We start from the raw sequence: 20081 nt of genomic DNA on the forward strand, positions 1-20081 counted from the left end.
TTCACCTATTAATCTGCCATTGTTACAATGGAGTCCAGATGACTTAGGGAGGCGACATGAATGGAATATCGTAAATTAGGAAACAGTGGATTAACTGTCAGTGAGATTTCACTCGGCAACTGGATTACGCATGGAGCGCAAGTCGAGGATGGAATAGCAGAAGCTTGTGTGCGAACCGCATTGGAGGAAGGTATTACCACATTTGATACCGCAGACGTGTACTCCAATACCAAGGCAGAAACCGTACTGGGACAGGCTCTTAAGGATGTAAGAAGAGAAAGTATTGAACTGTGCACCAAAGTCTGTCACCCAACCGGCACAGGTCATAATGACCGCGGACTTTCACGTAAACACATCATGGAAGCCTGCAATGGTTCATTACGGCGGCTACAGACTGATTATATCGATGTCTATTACGCACACCGTTATGACTACAACACTCCACTGGAAGAGACGTTTCTGGCATTCTCCGATCTGGTGCGTCAGGGCAAAGTCCATTACATTGGCGTAAGCGAATGGAACGCGGATCAGATAACAAGAGGAGCGGCTTTGGCGCGGGAACTTCATGTCCCCTTCATTGCAAGTCAGCCGCAATATTCAATGTTATGGCGTGTGATTGAGCAAGAAGTGGTGCCTGCAAGCGACCAAGCAGGACTTGGACAGATTACATGGTCTCCTCTGGCTCAGGGTATACTATCAGGCAAATATGCGCCTAACGCAGCATTACCCACCGGATCACGTGCAGCTGGGGAGGCAGGCGCACCCTTTTTCAATAAACTGGCTGGTCAGTGGTTACGCGAAGATGTTCTTACCGCTGTGCAACAGCTTATTCCGCTCGCTAAAGAGATTGGTCTAACTCTTCCTCAACTCGCTGTGGCGTGGGTTCTTCAGCATTCGTATGTCGGTTCCGTCATTATCGGTGCATCCCGACCGGAGCAGGTATTGGAAAATGTAAAAGCCTCCGGTGTGAAACTGAACTCTGCGATCATGACTCGTATTGATGAAATACTGAATCCTTGGATTGAGCGTGATCCAGCCAAGACGGGTTAAACACATTCATCAACAAAGTTCATAAAACGGGATACCACTTCCTGATTCATATCCGTCCGGCATGCCGTATACAACGGTACGGAGGGCGGATTTTCTTGTAATGGCAGAAAGACCACACCCTTTCGCTGGAACACATCCACCGAGGAGGGAACAATGGAAATACCCATGCCCGCTGCAACGAGATTCACAATCGTATACATTTGGATCGCTTCCTGCGTAATTCGAGGGTCTACACCATGCTCCCTGCAATAATCCAGAACGAGACGATGGAACGGAGAACCCAGATGCCTTGGGAATAAAATAAAATCTTCATCCGTCAGTTCTCGAATTGAAACTTGAGTCTGAGAAGCCATCGGGTGATGATCTGGCAATACGGCAATCAACGTTTCCATCTGACAGGGACGGAACGAGACATGACGATTATCTTCCTGATATCTCAAAAATCCAACATGGATCTGTCCGTCTTCCAATGCCTGTAATTGTTGGGACGAAGTCATCTCACGTAATGTCAATTCAATCTGAGGATACGCAGCGCGAAATTTCCTGAGCACATCCACCATAATGCTCCCCGAAGCCGAATCCACAAAAGCTACAGTTAAATGCCCGATGATGCCCTGATCTGCCTTTTGCGTAAGCTGAATGGATCGTTCGAGTTGGGCCATGATGAGTCTGGCCTGTTCCAGAAAGACGGCACCCGCTGGTGTCAAACGAACCATTTTTCTCGTGCGCTCCAATAACTTTACGCCAAGCTCTTCCTCCAGATTTTGAATCTGCTGGCTCAGGGGTGGCTGCGTCATGTTTAATTTTTCCGCTGCACGGTGAAAATGAAGTTCCTCCGCCACGGTGATAAAATATCTTAACTTACGAATATCCATAGGTCTGTTGCGCTTCCTTCCGTCTCCCTGTTAATTCATCTGTTCCTGTACCCAGATCGCGGACTCCGTCAGCTGCGTCATTAAATCAATAAAGTCTACTGCAATCTCTCGAATTGGCGTATCTCCTGCATCATGGATCAACATCAGGATCTTGCCCGAAGTCTGATCCAACATAGCCATACTTCCTTCGCCAAATCCACCAATCGGGAACAGATTGAGATCATCCGACAGCTGGTACTCTTTCTTAACTTCACGGTAGACTTCCAGAAACTCGGGATATGCCCAATCCAGTTCTTTTGCTGAATACAAGGCAGGATCGCCGAAATTACATGCCCCGAATTCAAGCAAAAGTGCACGGTACGCTGCGGGTAGTTGCACGTTATACTTTTGCTCAAAATCTTCAATGCTCTGTTGCGTTTCGGGCGTGCAGCCTTCTCCCATAGTCGTATCGTAAGCTTTCACCAAAAGATCACGAATTGGTTCTAATTCCATCGACTTCACTTGAACTCCCCCTTTACATTAGAATCCGCTTGTTATCTCACCTGTGTACGCAATTCTTGATCCAGCCATTCCAGTGCTGCACGCACCTGATCCTGGGGAAGTTTCTCATAACGATCACCCGTAGACAATTCAAAGGCACAGCTGTTCCCACTCGTCTTGTTCAGATATGCAGTCATGCCTATGCCATGCTGCTGAGCCATTTGCACAAGAATCGGTTCAACTTCGTCAGCAGGGAGCGCAAAGTGCACATGGAACATATTCGATACGGGCACCTCTGGCAACGTATGTATCCCATGACAGGCATTCAAGAGGGAGGCGAGTTCTTGAGCCTGTTCGTAATAACGCTCCATTTTGCCAATCCGCTCATTAAAATAATACTGGGAACTCAGAATATACGGATACAGGCCGATCAGATCGCCCCCATGCCGACGTTTCCATACTTTCGATTCCTGCATCACATCCGCATCACCCGCCAATATAGCCCCCGCAATGCCTCCAATTCCTTTGTAAAAGGAAACATACACGCTATCAAAAAGACTACAGATCTCCGCAGGTGTCTTCTTATAATAGGGAGTAATCTCGAACAGGCGTGCCCCGTCCAGATGCAGCTTAATCCCGCGCTCACGGCAATAGACCGAGATCGCTTCCAGTTCTTCATATGCTGGCAATTGCCCGCCAATCTCGCGTTGTGGCAGTTCCAACAGCAGGCAGGCAATGTCCTGATCAAGCGTTTGTACATCTTCCAAACGAATCAACCGATCCTTGTCCGCCAGCAAAATTGATTCAATCTGGTGTAACTCTTTCAATCCGTCTTCCTCATGGATTTCCAGATGACACAGAGGGTGGTAAGCTACTCGCTTTACTCCTATGCGGTCACACCAGATCCGTAATGCAATCTGCTGCGCCATCGTTCCGCTTGGGAAAAACACTGCCGATTCCTTGCCGAGAACGTCCGCCATCTGTTGCTGAAATTCTTCGATGATGGGGCCGTTGCCGTAGTGGTCACTGAAGGTCTCCCCATCGATCTGCTCCAGTACGTTCTGAAGCACCTTGACTTTGCGACTGCCATGACCACCAATAATAAAGTCTGCCTGATTAAATGCATCGGCCAATGTTAACGTAGTATCCTCCAAGATCAATCACTCCTTTATAGTACATGTTCTAAAGTCAACTTTTGAACAACCTCTTATAGTTCCGGTTCTTTCATGACCTCCACCAAAGCGCTTAGCGCATTAGATATATGTTCACCACGGGCATACACAAATCCTACTTCCAACCGGCAATAGGGATCTGGCAAAGACATCACCGCGATCTCACCTCTTAATTCTGCTTTGGTAACTGAAGAGCGCGGCAGCAATGATACACCGAGCCCGGCAGATACTCCATTCAGAATCGTGTCCAGTGTTCCATATTCCATAATGCGCAGTGAGCGGATACCCTGATCTTTCAAAAAGGATTCCGCCTGAGTGCGATGTGTGCATCCGATCTCAAAAAACAACATCGGCCTGGACAATAACTCGTGTATCTCATGCACTCCAGGTTCGGCGATCAACACCAATTCCTCGTCATACATCTTCATATAGTTCAGATCAGGATGATCGATTGGGCCATATATTAACGCCCCATGCAATTCATGTTGAATTACCTTCTGATTCAGCTCATGGGTCCCACCCGTGACAAGCGAGTGTTGTACCTCCGGGTAACATGAACTGTATTCAGCCAGGAGCGGCGTGAGGAAAGTGGAAGCTGCTGTCTCAATGGCACCAAGACGAAGCATGCCGGAAGGCGGATTCCCCACTTGCGTGGCCTGCTCTGCTTCATACAATAATTGCAAAATTCTATCCGCATACACAAGCAGATTCTCGCCCGCTGGTGTAAGAGACATCCCCCGATTGGAACGATGAAACAGCGGTACTTGTAGCTGTGTCTCCAACTGTTTGATTCGCGTGGTTACATTGGATTGTACATAATTGAGTGCGAGTGCAGCTTTACTGATACTACCTTCGCGGGCAACCGCCTGAAATATTTTCAAATCACCTGCATCCATACACTGATCACCTGCTCGTCGTTATATCGGCATTCTGCATCATCTAATTCGTGCAAAGTGCTTATCTATTATTTTCAATGATACTGACAATCATTTTTGTTCATTTTACGTGAATCTGCTCCGTCTGTACAATGAGGCTCAGTAGTGAAATCTGGCTACACAGACAGGAGGAATATTGAACATGAGAGCTATTGTCCATTCGGGCCAGAGCGGCCTTGCAGGTCTTCAATATACAGAGTCAACATCTCGGGTACCCGAAGCCGGGGAAGTGCAGATCCAATTGAAATCCGCTGGAATCAACCATCGGGATCTTTTCATTATGGCAGGACGTGGAAGCGAGGACACCCCGCTTATTCCCGGTTCCGATGGGGCAGGTATCATTGTTGCGATTGGCGAAGGTGTTAGAGGGTTCGCGATAGGTGATGAAGTCATTATCCATCCTACGCTCGGTTGGGAGTTTGCAAGTAACGTACCCATCGTGCCCGATATTGTTGGTGGTCCTACGGATGGGACACTCGCGCAATATATAACATTGCCTGCTGAAAATGCCCTGCCTAAGCCAGCCCACCTATCCTGGGAGGAAGCAGGTGTGCTGCCCCTTTCAGCGCTGACGGCCTATCGCGCCTTATTCACTCGCGGTGAACTGAAACAAGGTGAACATATCCTCATTCCCGGTATTGGTGGTGGTGTAGCGACCTATGCCCTGCTCATGGCGGTTGCGGCTGGTGCCAAAGTGACTGTCACCTCCAGAAGTGAAGGCAAAAGAAATGAGGCACTGCGCTTGGGTGCTACCCATGCATTGGATAGTCATGCCGATTGGTGTATGCAGAACGATATGGAACCTGTAGACATCATCTTGGATAGCATCGGACAAGCCATGTTCCCAAAATATTTTGATATAATCAGACCAGGTGGACGTATCGTGATGTATGGCGCGAGCTCAGGGGATGATCTAACTGTTCCTATTCGCTCTATTTTCTTCCCGCAGGTCAGTCTGATCGGTACCTCTATGGGCAGCCGTGAGGAGTTCGTCCAGATGCTACAATGGGTGGAGCAACATGATATACATCCTGTAATTGATGGCGTATATCCATTGCAAGACGTAGCAAAAGCATTCGAACGTATGGAAAAAGGCGAGCAATTTGGTAATCTGGCTATCCTTATGGAGTGACATCCATTTTGAGATGGGCCTTCATGAATTGTTGAAAATTGATTTACAATAATGGGGTGAATCCATCTGACCCGTCTCGCTAAACGTATACTAATTGTTCTTATTGCTATTATCATCGTGGCCCAAATTCCTATGTTAAAAGAAACCTTAGCCCGAGGAGTTACTACGTTATATGTGAAGATAAAGTATCCCGAACATTCCTTTCAATTCCAAAACTTCAACTACGAGTCTCATTTCGGGAACTATATCATTTCATATACTGATCAAGACGAACAACTCATTAGTCTGATGCTTGAGCCCAAATTTTTTCCGGTGCTCATTATATATGATCCTTTGAATTAGCCCATGAAAGAATAGTTGGTTCACGATATTAATTATTCAGGAGGTGTAAATACATATGAACAATCGTTCGCATCTGATAGAATTGGTTCGCAAACTAATGGACGCCGAAGGAAGCGAAGCCGAGTTGGATGACATGTTGACGGAGCTACAACAACAGGTGCCTCACGCTGAGATCAGTAACCTGATTTACTGGGATGATCGAGACCTGACGCCAGAACAGATTGTAGAGGAGGCGTTGGCGGCTCGTCCGATCATTCTTCCGCCCCCATCTTCATATTCTTCAGGAGGTGAATGATGCAGATGTCTGATATGAATCATTTCAATCATAACAACAATGAACACCCTGATTTTAACGAAATCAGTGGTGAAGAGAAAATCCAGGCACTTCGTGATCTGATCGAACTAACCGATAGCCAACTTACACATCAAGTTCTATCTATCGGTATGGATACACATGAAGAGGATCTCATCCGTATCGAAGCATGGCGAGCTTTGGGCATGGCAGAGTCTTCCTCACTTTTGGATGAAATTCGTCATGCTGCCGCACAACTTGTTCGTGACACTGAAGAAGATGAGGATGTACAGATCTATGCGTTACAGACTCTAGCCTTGTTACCTGCTACGGAAGCTGAGATTACGTTGGCCCAGGATGTATTGTCGGGGAATGCCTACATTTTACTTCAAGGTGCAGCTTTTGCTATTCTTACTGCTCACAAACATGTTGCGGGCACAGTCCTTGCGTTAAAATCTCTTCAATCTCATCCGCATTTCGGCGCTTCCGCAAAGCGAGAACTGCATTCCATATCAGGAAGTGATGATCTATGAATCAGGACCATGAACCATTTACACCGGGAACATCAGAAGCATCAGAAGAAGCAGAAGCATCAGGAGAGCATGCTACGAAGGCTGTTTACCTCACCCAAGGTGAAATCAACGCCCTACAGAAAGCTATTCTGTTCCTCAAGTTTGAATCTGAAGAGACGGCCTCCTTGCTCTATGCAGGCAGTCCGCTACTGAACAGTGTGTTGGAAAAGGTACGGGATGTCAGCTCATTTGGTGAGTACGCCAAAGAACTCCACTCTCGTCCAAACGAATATGCGGAGCGTTTTATGCGCGCCAAGGTGGAGCGTTCCTATGCAGAAGAATTGGCACCGCGTGAACGAACAGAGGAACAAAAGATTGAGATCCTAAGATCCTGTATGTATCCGTATCCAGTTAAATAATCAGTAATCCAAGTTTCCCCTCCCCAATTTCCATAATTTCGTTATAATGGTAAGCAAGACACCATGCTATTGGAGGAGAATTATGGAAACGGAAGCTTTACGCAACGTGGAACAACTAGCTCTGAAGAAACACAAGATTTACAAACAAAGTTTAATCAGGTACCTCGCACGCTCCATGCTGGCCAGTATGTTTATCGGATTCGGCGTCATCGTGGCGTTTAAGACAGGTAACTTCTTTTATATGGAGCAGTCCCCGTTTACCTATCCGATGGCGGCAATTACGTTTGGCGCGGCCATCATTCTGATCGCCTATGGCGGGGGTGACCTGTTCACGGGCAATACGTTTTATTACACGTATGCGGCGCTGCGCAAAAAACTGCGCTGGTTCGAAGTTATCAAGCTGTGGATTGCGAGTTATAGCGGTAACCTGATGGGCGCAGCCGTGTTTGCCTTGTTAATCTACCTGACCGGATTGTTCGACTCATCTCAGGTGAACGGTTTTCTGTTAAGCGTGGTGGAGCACAAAATGGAAGTTCCGACCATGCAGCTCTTTTTCCGGGGAATTTTGTGTAACTGGCTTGTGTGTATGGCGTTCTTTGTCCCGATGTTCATGAAGGAGAATGGAGCCAAAATGTTTGCCATGATGCTCTTTGTATTCTGCTTCTTCATCTCTGGATACGAGCACAGCATCGCCAATATGTGTACGTTCGCGATTGCACTTGTGCTGAACCACCCGGGGACGATCTCATTTGAAGGTGTGCTTCACAACCTGGTTCCCGTGACCTTGGGTAATCTGGTGGGTGGTGTGTTGCTGATGGGCTTCATGTATTATGCGGTGAACAAACCCTTTCTGGATGAAGAGACGCATTAATCTCTGGCAAAAAAAGATCTCCTTACAGCCCGGTCCGTTGACCGTGGCTAATCGGTAAGGAGAATCCAAAACACCCCGGCAACCTTCCCATCTCAGGAGAAGGTTGCCGGGGTGTTTCTCTATGGGTAGGCTCACGGATAAGCCGCCTGCCCCTTGCTTTTAGCCATGTGTCACATGAACACACATGGCCCCCATCTCGCGGGTCGGCAAGCTGGCCGCAATCAGGTAGCCCTGCGTTGCCCGCCTGCGAATTCCATCCGTGGCTTAGAAGTAATCCCGCCACGGAGTATATTCAATATCGTTGTCGCCACGCGTGACCACGATCATATTTTCCATTTTGCCCGTTTCCTTATTGGTACGGTAGATCATCGTACGTGTCTCGCCTTCCTCCGGCACGGAGAACAGGAATTTGTCCGCGACGAAGGATGAACCTAGTCCTGTCGCATGTTCCGTGAAGGCAGAGCCCGTCTTGCTTGTGAGCAGCAGACCAATGCCGTAGGCTGTAGCCGTTTGTGCCACTTTGCCAAAGAGATGCTCGCCTTGACTGGTCGTGTGCGTTTGCTCCGAATACTTATACTTTTCCGTATCTTTGCTATAGTCCACCACATTACCCTGTTTATCCAGACTGATGGTGGTCGTTTCGCCCTTGTCGCTTTTCACCTGATACGTACCTACGATGGAATCCTCGGTAATTTTCACCGTCTTGCCCGTATTGGGGTCAGTCTGATAGATTACATCTTCATACTGAAGCCGAATGATGTTCATGCTGGCCTGAATCTGCTGCGCCAGTTCTTCGTCACCCATCTCTTTGGCTTTCTTCAGCATTTCCTCATAGTTCTGGTATTTCTCGGCATCCTTCTCATCCCATTCATCCATGTTCTTTGGTGGACCTGGCGTTTTGTCCAGATCATCGCCTTTATTTTTGCCCATGGTTGATAGCGCCCGCGCTGCGGTCAGCGCCGTCATAATTGCCTGGCTCACCGCCTCCTCATCTGTCGTGCGGAAACGCTCGGCAATTTTCTTAAGCTCCGACTGAATGGACAGAACCAGTTCCAGAACAGATTTCATCGTGCCTTGAGCCGTTGAATAATCGTTATAAAAACGCTCACGCTCCATGCCATCCCAGTTGCTGCGCATGACACTCATCTTGCCGTCCAATGTGGACATGAAGCCCGATAATTGCTGATGTGCCTGAGCGAACTGCCCACTGACCGTCTCCAGTTGTTCCGGTGTCACCTTGATCTGTGTCATCCTGCACACTCCTCATCCTGGTCATTTATAACACATGGTCTATCCATTACGGCAATCTCTCGGCCTCTTCCTGTTTGATCTCCAGATGCAAGAGTGGAAACGGATTACCGGAACTATCCAATTCAGACCGCCCCATCTGTACAAATCCCATCTTTTCATAGAATCGGGCTGCCCCAGTATTCTGCTCATTAACATCCACCTTGAGGTGACGGCCTTTGATTTTAAAGGCATGGTCTATTAGAAGACGTCCTAGACCCTGTCCGTGTTGGCTCGGATCTACAAATAACATCTCGATAAAGTTATCATTCACACCAATAAAACCCACGGGTTGTTGCTTCGTATTGAGCACTTCCCAAATCTCAACTTGTTTTTGTTGCAACACATCACTCACCACTTTTTTGTAGAACTGAATGTGATGCTCTTCCAAAAACGTATGGGTTGCCCGCACAGCACTCTCCCAGATTCCAACCAACTTGTCATGATCCTGTTCCCGAAATGCAACGACTAACATGTCCAACGTATTCTCCTTTTCTATTAAAAGTAAAAGGTTATGTAAAAGCCCGATCCTGGGACCGGACTTGTTTAATACATCATATTTGGAATAACTCTACGTTTATTTTACCATGTCCATCATTCAATCTGTACCGATAATTTCCAATCTTGAGTCAACGTTCTACCCCCGTTTTTGGCTTCCAACGGAAGGTTGCTGCCGACTGGGAAGGCAGTATATATCGAAACGAATCTCCATCCATAACTACATCAAAGGAAACTTCTGCCTCACCCGTGTTAGCCGCAACCAGCACCATCGTTCCATCCGGATTGCGGAAGGTTACGTTCTCGATCTGACCCTGTTCTTGCGTGGAATCCACTCTTACAGCTCCCGGGCGCACATAACGGCTGATGTGGCCTAACGCATAATACTCGACATTTCTGTTGATTTCATTATTCTCCGGGTCAATCGTCACAACCCCACGGCAGTTCTCGCAGCCGCCGTTCGTGGGTCCACCTTGCGGATCGAGTGCGATGTTCCAGAGCAGCACATTCTTCGCCCAGTTGCGAGGTGCACCAATGATGAGATTGGACATCTGCCAGCTCAGATTCTCGCCAAAATCAGGACTCCACTCCCCACCACTACATTCGGTGAAATAGATATTTTTGTCCGGGAAGCGCTCATGCACTTCCGACATGGCAGATGGATCACCTGCATAACAGTGGAAAGCAGATGCATCGATATAGGCAGCAGCCTGCTCATCACCGAGCACCTTGCTGGTATATTCGACCGCCTGATCCCAGTTATGGTCATACGCGATGATTCGCGTATCCAGTCCCGCATCCTGTAGCGCCGGACCGAGATAATCCCGTATGAACATCGCTTGTTCTTCGGGGCCCATACTCATACTCGGATATTTATCCGAGGTGAACTCCGGTTCATTTTGCAACGTGATCCCGTAGATGGGAATGCCCTTTGCCTGATAAGCTATGATATATTTCACAAAATATCTCGCGTACGCTTCATACACCTGGGGATCGTTGTAATCCAGATACCAACCGTTGGTGGTCTTCTCCCCATACTTCATCCAGGCCGGGGCCGTCCACGGTGTGCCCAGCACTTTAAGATCCGGTTTCAAATCAGCTACACGTTTCAGCATATTCACAACTTCCTGATCCTTTTCGATCGAAAAGTGTTCCATCTCATAGTCCGTGCCGGACTCGATATCATCATAGGTATAGCTTGAAGCCTTGCCTAATTCATCCACTGAATAATCGGAGGCACCAATCGTATGACGCACCATATCCAAGTTCAGCCCTTCCGTTGTAAACAGTTCCTTCAGCATTTGCTCTTGCTTCTCATCTTGAAGCTGATTAATCAGATGTGCCGACGAACCTGTCATCGCTGCGCCAAATCCATCCATAGTCTGATACGTCTTGTCCGGGTCGATCCTTATGGTGAACGCTGACGAAGAAATGGCTGACTCCTGCGTTGTAGAATCTGAAGAGCTTGTGTCTGCATCATGGTGATCGGTAATTGGAATGGGCTTCTGTGGTGTAAGCAGATTTTGCTGATCTCCCGTGGTTATCCAGACTTCGGCCGTTCTCTGTTTGTCCACAACCGGTGGCGGAGCAGGTTGTTCACTTCGGTTGAAGATAAGCCAGATTCCTATACCGACAAAACAAACAGCAGCGATTAACAGAATCATCCATCGTTTGGGATGCTCTCGCCAGCCTATGTTCATCACGCTTCACTCTCCTTCCATTGTGGAAAAAGCCGCGGCCACTAGGCCACGACTCATTTTCCTAATCTATATGAATTAGAACAAACTGCATTTGACACAAATAACTAACTTCACTGGGAGAACACCTTCCAATCTCCCTAATTGAACTTTATTTACCGGACTTGCTTCCGATATTCACACTGCCTGTTAGACGGATATCATCCGATGCACTGCCAACATACACTTGGACTTTACCCTTAGGCATTACCCATTCATGGGATGTTTCATCCCAGTAGGACAATGCGCTGCGATCCAGTTGAATGTTGACCCGCTGCTGCTTGCCTGCCTTCAGATCTACCTTCGCCCAACCAGCAAGCTGCTTCTCTGGCGTTTCAACTTTAGTTGGCAGATTGCCAACATAGACCTGTACAACTTCTGCACCGGAAACTTTACCTGTATTGCGCAGGTTCAGAGATACTTCTACGGTTGCTTTGTCGCCTTTGCCTGTGTTCTTCACATGCAGATTGCGATAATTAAAATCGGTATAAGACAGCCCGTGTCCAAAAGCAAACGCCGGTGTCATGCCTTCTTTGTCATATCCTTTGTACCCTACAAAGATACCCTCGGAATAGTTGCCCACCCCGTTAACACCCGGGAATTGTTCCGCAGTGGATACCGGGGTCTGGGAATCATCTGATGGGAACGTCACCGGCAACTTACCGGATGGATTCACATCACCAAACAGCACACGTGCCACTGCATTACCTTGTTCCTGACCTGCATACCAAGCCTGAACGATGGATGGCACTTCTTTTTGCCAGGAATCCATTTCAACAGCGCGACCACTCATTTGCACCACAATCGTTTTTGGATTGGCTGCAGCTACCTTGCGGATCAACTGCTCCTGGTTATTCGGCAGTTCCAGGTCGGAACGGTCTACATAACCTTCACTGTCATACGTGCGAGTTACCACGACAGCTACATCGGATTTTTTCGCCAGCTCAACTGCTTTTTGCATTTTGATATCCACAGCGTCTTCTGGAGCTTCCCAGCCAAAACGAACCTGTGCACCCATATCATGATTGGTCTGTACAGGGAAATCCGTACGATACTCAATTCGAATATTGTGGGACTCGCCTTCTTTAAACGTGATTTCTTTCTTCGTTGTACTCAATGTTTCACCTTGATTGTCTACGAGTAACTCGTCATCCACATACAGTTTCGCAGAACCTAGACTCGTCAGGGACAGTTTATATTCACCCGATTGAGGCGCTGTGATTGCCCCTGTCCAACGAGCAGACATTTTGGCATTGAACTTCGTTGGTGTCACCGGAAGCTTGGAAGATTGTGCGTTAAAACCTTCATAGTTGTAGAATCCAAGATTCATATTAACCTGATTATCTGTACGAACCAAAGAAGGATTACCCTCCATATCTTTATTCGTCCAGTATTCAGCACGCAGGCCGTATTCCGCGCGATCTGTACCATAGTCTCTTTCACTTTCCTGAGCATCCGCTGGTGATAAAAGAGTAGAAGGTACGGCGGATGGTCCATTAAATGCATCTCCTGCCGAGATAGGATCCGTTCCGGCAGCATATTTTACATCCACACCGTTACCGGCACGGTTACGAATTCCTTGAAGCGGACTTACAGTATACGTCGGATTAACCAGACTGCTACCTCCACCAGCAGCAGATGCGTTATCTGCATCCGGACCGATGACAGCGATGGATTTCACGTTTTTCTTGGACAGCGGCAGCACATTATCGTTGTTTTGCAAAAGAACCATGCTCTCTTCTGCAATTTCACGTGCCTGTTTGCCGTCTTTCTTGGCATTGATTTGTGTATTCGTTACAGGGTTATCGAACAGCCCTTTATCGAACATTTGAAGCAAAATACGTCTAACCTTCTCATCAATGGTTTGCTCGCTGACTTCACCTTTGTTCACGGCTTCCAGTAATTTGTCTCCCCATTTGCCATACGGCTCTCCAGGTGTCTCCAGATCCAGACCCGCATTGGCGGATTTGGCTGTGCTGAAGTTTGCACCGTAGTCACTCATGACAAACCCTTCGAAGCCAAACTGATCCCGAAGGACACTGGTCAGCATCTCCTTGTTCTCACAAGCGTATGTACCGTTCACTTGGTTAAATGAACACATTGCCGAACCGAGATCCGCTTTTTCAACCATCGCCTGGAACGGACGTGCATAGACTTCCTGAATCGCACGTTCGCTGGCTGTTGCATTGGTCGTGAAACGTTCCGTCTCCTGGTTGTTCAGGATGTAGTGCTTCGCTGTAGCGATAACCGGATTACTTTGAATCCCGTTCACATACGCTGCACCCATGCCGGAAGCCAGTAGAGGATCTTCCCCGAGAGATTCGAAGTTCCGGGAACCCCATGGTGTACGTGCAATATCCAGCCCAGGGCCGAGCACTACATTATGTGTTGTATCATGTGCTTCCTGACCGATCAGATCGCCATATTTCTTGGCCAGATTGGTATCCCAGGAAGCGGCAAGCGCGATGGGTGCAGGCAATGCCGTGGACTTTTTGTCCTGTACATCCGGGTTTGCCACACGTACTCCTGCGGGTCCATCTGCCATCTGTAATGCCGGAATGCCGAGGCGCTCCAGTCCATCATTATAGAAACCATAATAGTTATTTACTTTACCGGTTACGAATCCAACTTTCTCCTCCAGCGTCATCTCCTTGAGCAGCAGCTCGGTACGTTCCTCCGCTGATAGAGATGTGTTCATCCAAGGCCGATTGGCCCCAGAATCCGCCTCCGCGGCAAAGGCGTGCAGCGGCATAGCCGCAACCGCCACGATGATTAATAACATAAACCATCGTTTGAGGAAAATCAGATTGAGTCTTCTGTTCATGTTGTAAGTTCTCCTTCTCTCTTGATCATTTTTCTTGTGCACATATTGAATACATGTATACAAGGGAATGCAAACTGGCTTGATCCCAGTCCTCAAGCATTCAGGTCGTCCTGCACATGGCTTCTGAAACTGCAGCCTGCAAGCAAGTCAGCAGATTTCGCTTCCTAACGATAGCCGACATGAACATGAATTACATCCCCTTAAATTTGGTAAATGACCGATTAGAACAAGCCTAGTTCTTTGGAATCACCATATTAATAATTCAGATAACAAAAAAAGAAAACGAATTATTTACATTTCCGTAACTACTTTCGAACAAATTCTTTACTTTTAAAAACAGTCAGTTCGACCCACTCCCATTCAACCAATTAATTCAATTAATTATCAGATTAAGGAATATGCCGACACACTCTGGGTCCAAAGTCTATTTGAAAACGGAACCAACCCGGTCCATTGAAAAATCCAAAAATATAAAAGCAACTGAGGTCCCTTTTAACAGGTTCTTCAGCTGCCTTTATGTTGGAATTGCTCCATATTGTCCACTTTCCATCCATGATTCTTGTTCTACACTCGTTATATTGAGTTTCGAAGTTACATTGAAAATCGGAGTAACCAATAAAAAAACCGCCCCACGGGGCGGTTCAATTCTAGTTCGTTCACTTCTAATTCTTTAACTGCGCAAGAATCTGCGGGTCCTTGATCTTTTTATCTTCGGCGAGCAACATCACCTTGGACAGAATCTCAGCTGTTCTCGGATCTTCATCGAGGAATGGCAGGAAGATTCGACCCCGATGCTGACTGTGCACCGGTACGATATGAAGTGCACCTGTGGCTTGTTTGAACACATTACCACTCCCCAGATGAACAGCATACTCACCCAATTCACCATCAATTCTTGCGTAATTCCCGTCCAAACGTACATTGTCGATCTTCAGCAGACGCAAAGACTCGTTCACAATGACGTGACGCATCTCGATTGTTGTCAGGCTGGCTTCCGGATCTACGCCTCCCACATGTGCAACGCTGACCACCAGATCGATATCACGCATAACTTCCGAGAAGAACGTCAGCGGTACATCTTGCAGCGCTACAGGTTTGTAGCTCTTACGATCGTAGAACTGCACCGTCTCCAAGGTAGGTGCCTCGGTATCTGCTGGTGAGAACCAATCTGCCATGGCATAGAGATTCGCAATCAGATTGTGCTCGTAACTTACCTTCTGCAGACCTTCCTCATAACTGACAGTCCATTGGCGTCCTTTAAGCAGAGCCACTGCTTTTTTCGGTTGAATCTGATACCCGGCGTATCGACGAGACACCGTACCATTAGCCAATTCGTCCTCGTTAGGAAGATACAGCTCACGGAATACCTGCTTGAAGGGCTGACGCTCCTGACGGGTGAACAGATCCCGCTGGAATTCACTCCAGCTTCCGCTCTGATACAGATGAAGCGGATGAGCAATCAACAGTTGATCCTGTTCCGCTAGTGTATGGTTCGTACCCTCCGGCCCTGGAGCAACCAAACCATTGGATGCTACATCGAATCGTCCCGTCTTGTCACCTGACTGGAATACAAGTGTTCTTACCAGCGGATGTATAACCGGATTTTGCATCAGACTGGCAATTTCCTCACGTGTAAAGGACGTTCCAGCAGTCATCGAACGTTCCAGCTCCTGCCGTGCCCGGCGATACTGATCCACCAGATCCGATTTGAGCTCTTTCAGTTCAGCGATATATCCATCTTTTTTGAACCGAGCTGGTACAGATTTGAGTGTCTTGCCTTTGCTAACAATAACCATCTCGGGTTGGCCTTCCTCATCGATGACCAATTGCGCTGTCGTGTCAGCATCCAATGCATGAGGTTCAAAGAAGGACTTCATCTCATCCAACTTACGTGCTTCCATGTCCCACATCAGCCGCGTAACATCGGCATAACCTGCATTACGAGCAAGATTGCCCAGTGCAATCTGTGATGCCACACCTTCACTGGCACGGCGCTGTGCACCGAATTGTTTGCTCTGCATGAGGAACTTCTGAATGAAGTCGTATCGCTCACGCAGATCCTGTTCGCGATTTACAGCGAATGGAATCAAACTGTAGGTTAACAAATGATCTTTGTTTCGCTTGTCTGACACGGACTCACGCATATCGTCCAGTCGAAGCTTACCCAGTGCAGCATCTGCGAACAATTGGGATCTGCGGTGATTAGCTCCCCCGGAAATGTACTTGGCACAATCGTATAACAGATTGAACCGTTCCTCCCCGACAGCAGCATAGGCTTCTTCAAACCAAGCGATATCAAACGCACCTTCATTGAAGTCCTGTGGTGAGATTGGAGAATAGTGGGCCACGATGGTTTCTTTCTCCGCAGTAAAGCGTTCATTGATATGAGCATGGAAGTACCAAGCTGCACTGCGAAGACCTTCCCATCCCAGATGTTTCGCAACAATCTCCATCCACTGTGGGGCGTACATGGCTGCTTCCAGCAATTTTTTCTCATTCACCGGATACTTCTGGAGCAATTCTCCAAGACGCTTCTCATCTTCTCCATCCCGTGGATGACAATTCTGGATTAGATAGCTAAACGTCTCTTTACGTGTTGTGTTGTCTCCATAGCTATAGATATATCCACGGACAAATGTATCCTGATCCATCGCAGAAACCAGATGTACCCAGTGTTCCATGCCTTCAATTCGATCCAGTTTCATGGCAAGTGTGCTTACTTCTGTAGAGAGTTCTCCCCGGGTCAGCTCAATCTCCAGAATGCGATCGACCACCGCATCTCGCAATTGAACAAGCTTCGGATCACTCGCGATCATTTCTGTACGAGTGGATGTTAAGTCCCGAATAAACAACAGACGATTCCCACCGATCAGCACCTGTCGATATATCTCTTGATCATCAATCAGGTTCAACTGGTACGCACGCAGGAAATCTTCAAGTGACAGTAAAGACAGCGGTTGACTACTCTCTACAAGACTGGTGAACTGGTAAGCTGTCTGGAAGAAACGTTTGAAGCTGTTGTCGTCATGGATTTTGCCACGAACTACATAATTCCAAGGTCCAGTCAGAATATGAAGCATGCCTGACTCTTTCTCGAGTCGATCAGCAGGCATACTCGCGATGATGGAGGCCCAGGTTTTCTCAGCTATCTCAAACGTGTCGATCGGATCGCTATCCAGAAATGCCGCCGATATCAGTGCCACTACCTGATCCTTATACGTTAACGAATCCAGCATCTGCTGCAGCTTTTCGATGTCATCCAGAGGGTAGGCCTGATCAGCAAACGTCTTGCGCCAGCCTTCCAGTAACGGAATCTTTTGCAGTTCTTCATAGTCATACTGATCATGGAAGTAACTGTAATGGTCGCTCAATTTGCCATTGAAATCCCGGAGCTGTATACCCATATACAACTGCATTAGTTCCACACTGTTAAATCCGGCATGTTGAATATAGTTCTCCCATACGTCATGAAGCGGAAACTGTTCCATTTGCTTCATTTCATTCCGCTCTCCATATGGAACCTTGGAGCGAAGACTCGCTCCGACTAACAATGTGTCTTTGTAGCCAGCGTAGTATTCCACCTGGTACTCATAATCTCTGTGTTCATGCACTAATTCACTAAGTCCCTCCAGAAATGGTCTGGTCTTATCCAGAGAGAGTGTAAAGATGTCCTTCGGATTATGTCCCTTGAGATCACGCTTCTCATCCAGCAATGGCTCACGTCGCTTCGGATCAAATAAACCAAATCCATTAGAGGCTGTGTAACGACTCCCCTGATCGGTCAGCTTATCCAGCAGTTTCTGTTCCTTGGCAGTGGGTGTCTCAATCAGCTGCGCCAATGGCTGCAATTGCTCCTGCTGATCTATCCGCTCTGGATCTGCCGCAATCTCGGTCAATAATTCGAGCGCACCCAAGCGCTGCAGTTCACTCTTGGCCTGCAAAAGTCGCTTCAGCGAGACCGCCAATTGGTCCACGGGTTGCAGTAACAATACATGGATGACCTTCTGACGAAGTGAGCCTGTTTTGAGCTTCATCAACGCCTCCATCTGTTTCATCTCATCAACCGTCAACGTGAGCAGCTTCGCCTTGGCGAGGGCACTCTCCCGGTTACTGATGCTTTTATCAGACAAACTCTCAAACACAAACTGTCTTTGTACCTCATTATCAGGATGCTGAACAAACTGGGACAGCAGTTCTCCGCGCAGTTCCGGGCTCAATCGGTCCTTGATTGCGATGACCTCCCCGATCCATTCCGGGTCCATATCATATGCAGCCAAATATAACATTTTCTTGACTACATCATCCGTATCGATCTGGTAGTGAACATACTCAAGTACACCCGATGGTCCACCTGTCCCGCCTTTTGGAATCGCAGCCAGCATCTGTTTGAACCGATCAAAGTCCTTACGCCGCAAGGCCTTATCTCCCAGAGCAGGTAATGGCCACACGTAGACGCTACGCTGATTCTCTCCATTCTCGAAACTCCAGTTGTACATATACATCGCATCATAGTTGGTCACAATCCAGTGCATCAACTCGGTATCCTGCGCCTCCAGATAACGACGTGCAATGTCCAAACGAAGCTCCCTATTCTGGCTGTTAGCCAGTACGTATTGGGCAACAATCTTCTGATATAACTGACCTTGATCCATAATCTCGATTATCTTGCTCTTCAATTCATTCTCTTCAATGACCGCTGTCGCCCACAGACTGATAAAGAGTTTGTTAGCATTTGCTTCCTGCTGCCAGGCCTCACGTACTTCTGGTTGCACAAGCGCCTGATAGGCCTGTTCAATCAACTGTGCGGCAACACGCTGGTTGGCTGCTTCTATGCCGATCCCCGTCCATACGGCGAGCGCTCTTACCACGGAACTGAAACGAATCAGGTTGTTGTCGATAATGATTTTTAATATGTAAATATAGGCTTCCAGTGTCCCTTCATCCATCCGCTCCACAATGCTTTGGCGCAGTCCTTCCTGCAACCTTGCTGCAACGAGCAGCTCACCCACCATCTGATAGGCATCCGCCTGATCGCTCATGAATATGCCTTTGATCATTTCATGGGTTAACAACGCCGTCTGATTGTCACCATAGATAATATCATGCAGCGCCTGCTTCATATCTCCGCCCTGATGATCCAGTTCATAAGCGATACAATCCGCCAGAACCCAGCGGATCTCATGCAGATAATCCAGCTTGTACTCACGAAGTGACACATATTCTTCCAGGGAGAAATTCTTCATTTCCATACGGAACAATCCCATCAGTTTGCGAATGACCTGTGCTACATGCTGTTCAGGATCGGATGTGCGAAAAGGCCGGCGTTCATAGTTGTTACTGTATGGGAAACGAGTCGCACGCTCTGCGATATAATGGAATCGTGCAACCAATGACTCGCCCGCCAGATGCTGGAGCACATCCAATAGTGGCTCGAATAATGGTTTCTGCGTTTCTGCAGCCAACCTTCCAAGCAACTTATCAGTATTCAAAAACATCTTTTCGTCTCCACGCAAATACGTAGACCCGGCGATCTCCACAACATAGCCTGCCAGCTCAAGCTGTACCCCTGTTAACGACTTGGCTTTTTCCTGCAATCCATCGATATACACCTGTACTTGCTCTTCCTGATTCATCCTGTTCTCCTCCTTCTCGCTCT

At 47.7% G+C, this 20081-nt stretch carries 15 protein-coding genes; 6 read left to right on the forward strand and 9 right to left on the reverse strand.

Annotated elements, in window-relative coordinates; all coding sequences use genetic code 11:
• Positions 1-60 precede the first annotated feature (60 nt).
• Positions 61-1050 carry an aldo/keto reductase family protein gene (locus FE296_RS21790; RefSeq protein ID WP_150366285.1) on the forward strand — a complete coding sequence of 330 codons (990 nt, stop codon included), beginning with the start codon at positions 61-63 and terminating at the stop codon, positions 1048-1050.
• On the opposite strand, the gene FE296_RS21795 is transcribed toward FE296_RS21790, so the two are convergent.
• From FE296_RS21795 to FE296_RS21810, 4 genes are read right to left on the reverse strand one after another with little or no spacing between them, the layout of a single operon-like run.
• Complete coding sequence (locus FE296_RS21795; protein ID WP_150366286.1) at positions 1047-1925, reverse strand: LysR substrate-binding domain-containing protein; 879 nt, start codon at positions 1923-1925, stop codon at positions 1047-1049. The two genes, FE296_RS21790 and FE296_RS21795, sit on opposite strands and share 4 nt — an antisense overlap.
• A gap of 30 nt (positions 1926-1955) precedes the next feature.
• Positions 1956-2417 carry an SMI1/KNR4 family protein gene (locus FE296_RS21800; RefSeq protein WP_223868980.1) on the reverse strand — a complete coding sequence of 154 codons (462 nt, stop codon included), beginning with the start codon at positions 2415-2417 and terminating at the stop codon, positions 1956-1958.
• Between the two features lie 41 nt (positions 2418-2458).
• A complete protein-coding gene (locus FE296_RS21805) occupies positions 2459-3559 on the reverse strand; it encodes a threonine aldolase family protein (RefSeq protein WP_150366288.1) in 1101 nt (366 codons plus the stop codon).
• Positions 3560-3612: 53 nt separating this feature from the next.
• Positions 3613-4473: a LysR family transcriptional regulator gene (locus FE296_RS21810; RefSeq protein ID WP_150366289.1), complete on the reverse strand. Its 861-nt coding sequence runs from the start codon at positions 4471-4473 to the stop codon at positions 3613-3615.
• Between the two features lie 181 nt (positions 4474-4654).
• On the opposite strand from FE296_RS21810, the gene FE296_RS21815 reads away from it, so the two are divergent.
• The 5 genes from FE296_RS21815 (at position 4655) to FE296_RS21835 (ending at position 8080) form a co-directional block, all read left to right on the forward strand.
• Positions 4655-5644: a quinone oxidoreductase family protein gene (locus tag FE296_RS21815; RefSeq protein ID WP_150366290.1), complete on the forward strand. Its 990-nt coding sequence runs from the start codon at positions 4655-4657 to the stop codon at positions 5642-5644.
• A gap of 397 nt (positions 5645-6041) precedes the next feature.
• Entirely contained in the window at positions 6042-6281 is a 240-nt protein-coding gene (locus FE296_RS21820) for a bacteriocin immunity protein (RefSeq protein WP_124117344.1), read from the forward strand.
• Complete coding sequence (locus FE296_RS21825; RefSeq protein ID WP_190945427.1) at positions 6281-6811, forward strand: hypothetical protein; 531 nt, start codon at positions 6281-6283, stop codon at positions 6809-6811. The genes FE296_RS21820 and FE296_RS21825 overlap by 1 nt, the downstream gene beginning before the upstream one ends.
• On the forward strand, positions 6808-7209 hold the full coding sequence (locus FE296_RS21830) for a hypothetical protein (protein WP_150366292.1): 402 nt from the start codon (positions 6808-6810) through the stop codon (positions 7207-7209). Before FE296_RS21825 ends, FE296_RS21830 begins: the two co-directional genes overlap by 4 nt.
• 82 nt (positions 7210-7291) lie before the next feature.
• Entirely contained in the window at positions 7292-8080 is a 789-nt protein-coding gene (locus FE296_RS21835) for a formate/nitrite transporter family protein (RefSeq protein ID WP_017690511.1), read from the forward strand.
• Positions 8081-8344: 264 nt separating this feature from the next.
• On the opposite strand, the gene FE296_RS21840 is transcribed toward FE296_RS21835, so the two are convergent.
• The 5 genes from FE296_RS21840 to FE296_RS21860 form a co-directional block, all read right to left on the reverse strand.
• A complete protein-coding gene (locus FE296_RS21840; protein WP_150366293.1) occupies positions 8345-9331 on the reverse strand; it encodes a WXG100 family type VII secretion target in 987 nt (328 codons plus the stop codon).
• 46 nt (positions 9332-9377) lie between these two features.
• Positions 9378-9842: an acetyltransferase gene (locus FE296_RS21845; RefSeq protein WP_411860594.1), complete on the reverse strand. Its 465-nt coding sequence runs from the start codon at positions 9840-9842 to the stop codon at positions 9378-9380.
• 154 nt (positions 9843-9996) lie between these two features.
• Entirely contained in the window at positions 9997-11565 is a 1569-nt protein-coding gene (locus FE296_RS21850) for a glycoside hydrolase family 30 protein (protein ID WP_150366333.1), read from the reverse strand.
• A gap of 148 nt (positions 11566-11713) precedes the next feature.
• Positions 11714-14425, reverse strand: a complete 2712-nt coding sequence (locus FE296_RS21855) for a beta-glucosidase (RefSeq protein ID WP_150366294.1) — start codon at positions 14423-14425, stop codon at positions 11714-11716.
• A 662-nt stretch (positions 14426-15087) separates the two neighbouring features.
• Complete coding sequence (locus FE296_RS21860; RefSeq protein WP_150366295.1) at positions 15088-20058, reverse strand: DUF4132 domain-containing protein; 4971 nt, start codon at positions 20056-20058, stop codon at positions 15088-15090.
• Between the last annotated feature and the right edge of the window lie 23 nt (positions 20059-20081).

It is taken from the genome of Paenibacillus sp. UASWS1643 (genome assembly GCF_008693195.1).
Classification (GTDB): domain Bacteria; phylum Bacillota; class Bacilli; order Paenibacillales; family Paenibacillaceae; genus Paenibacillus; species Paenibacillus amylolyticus_B.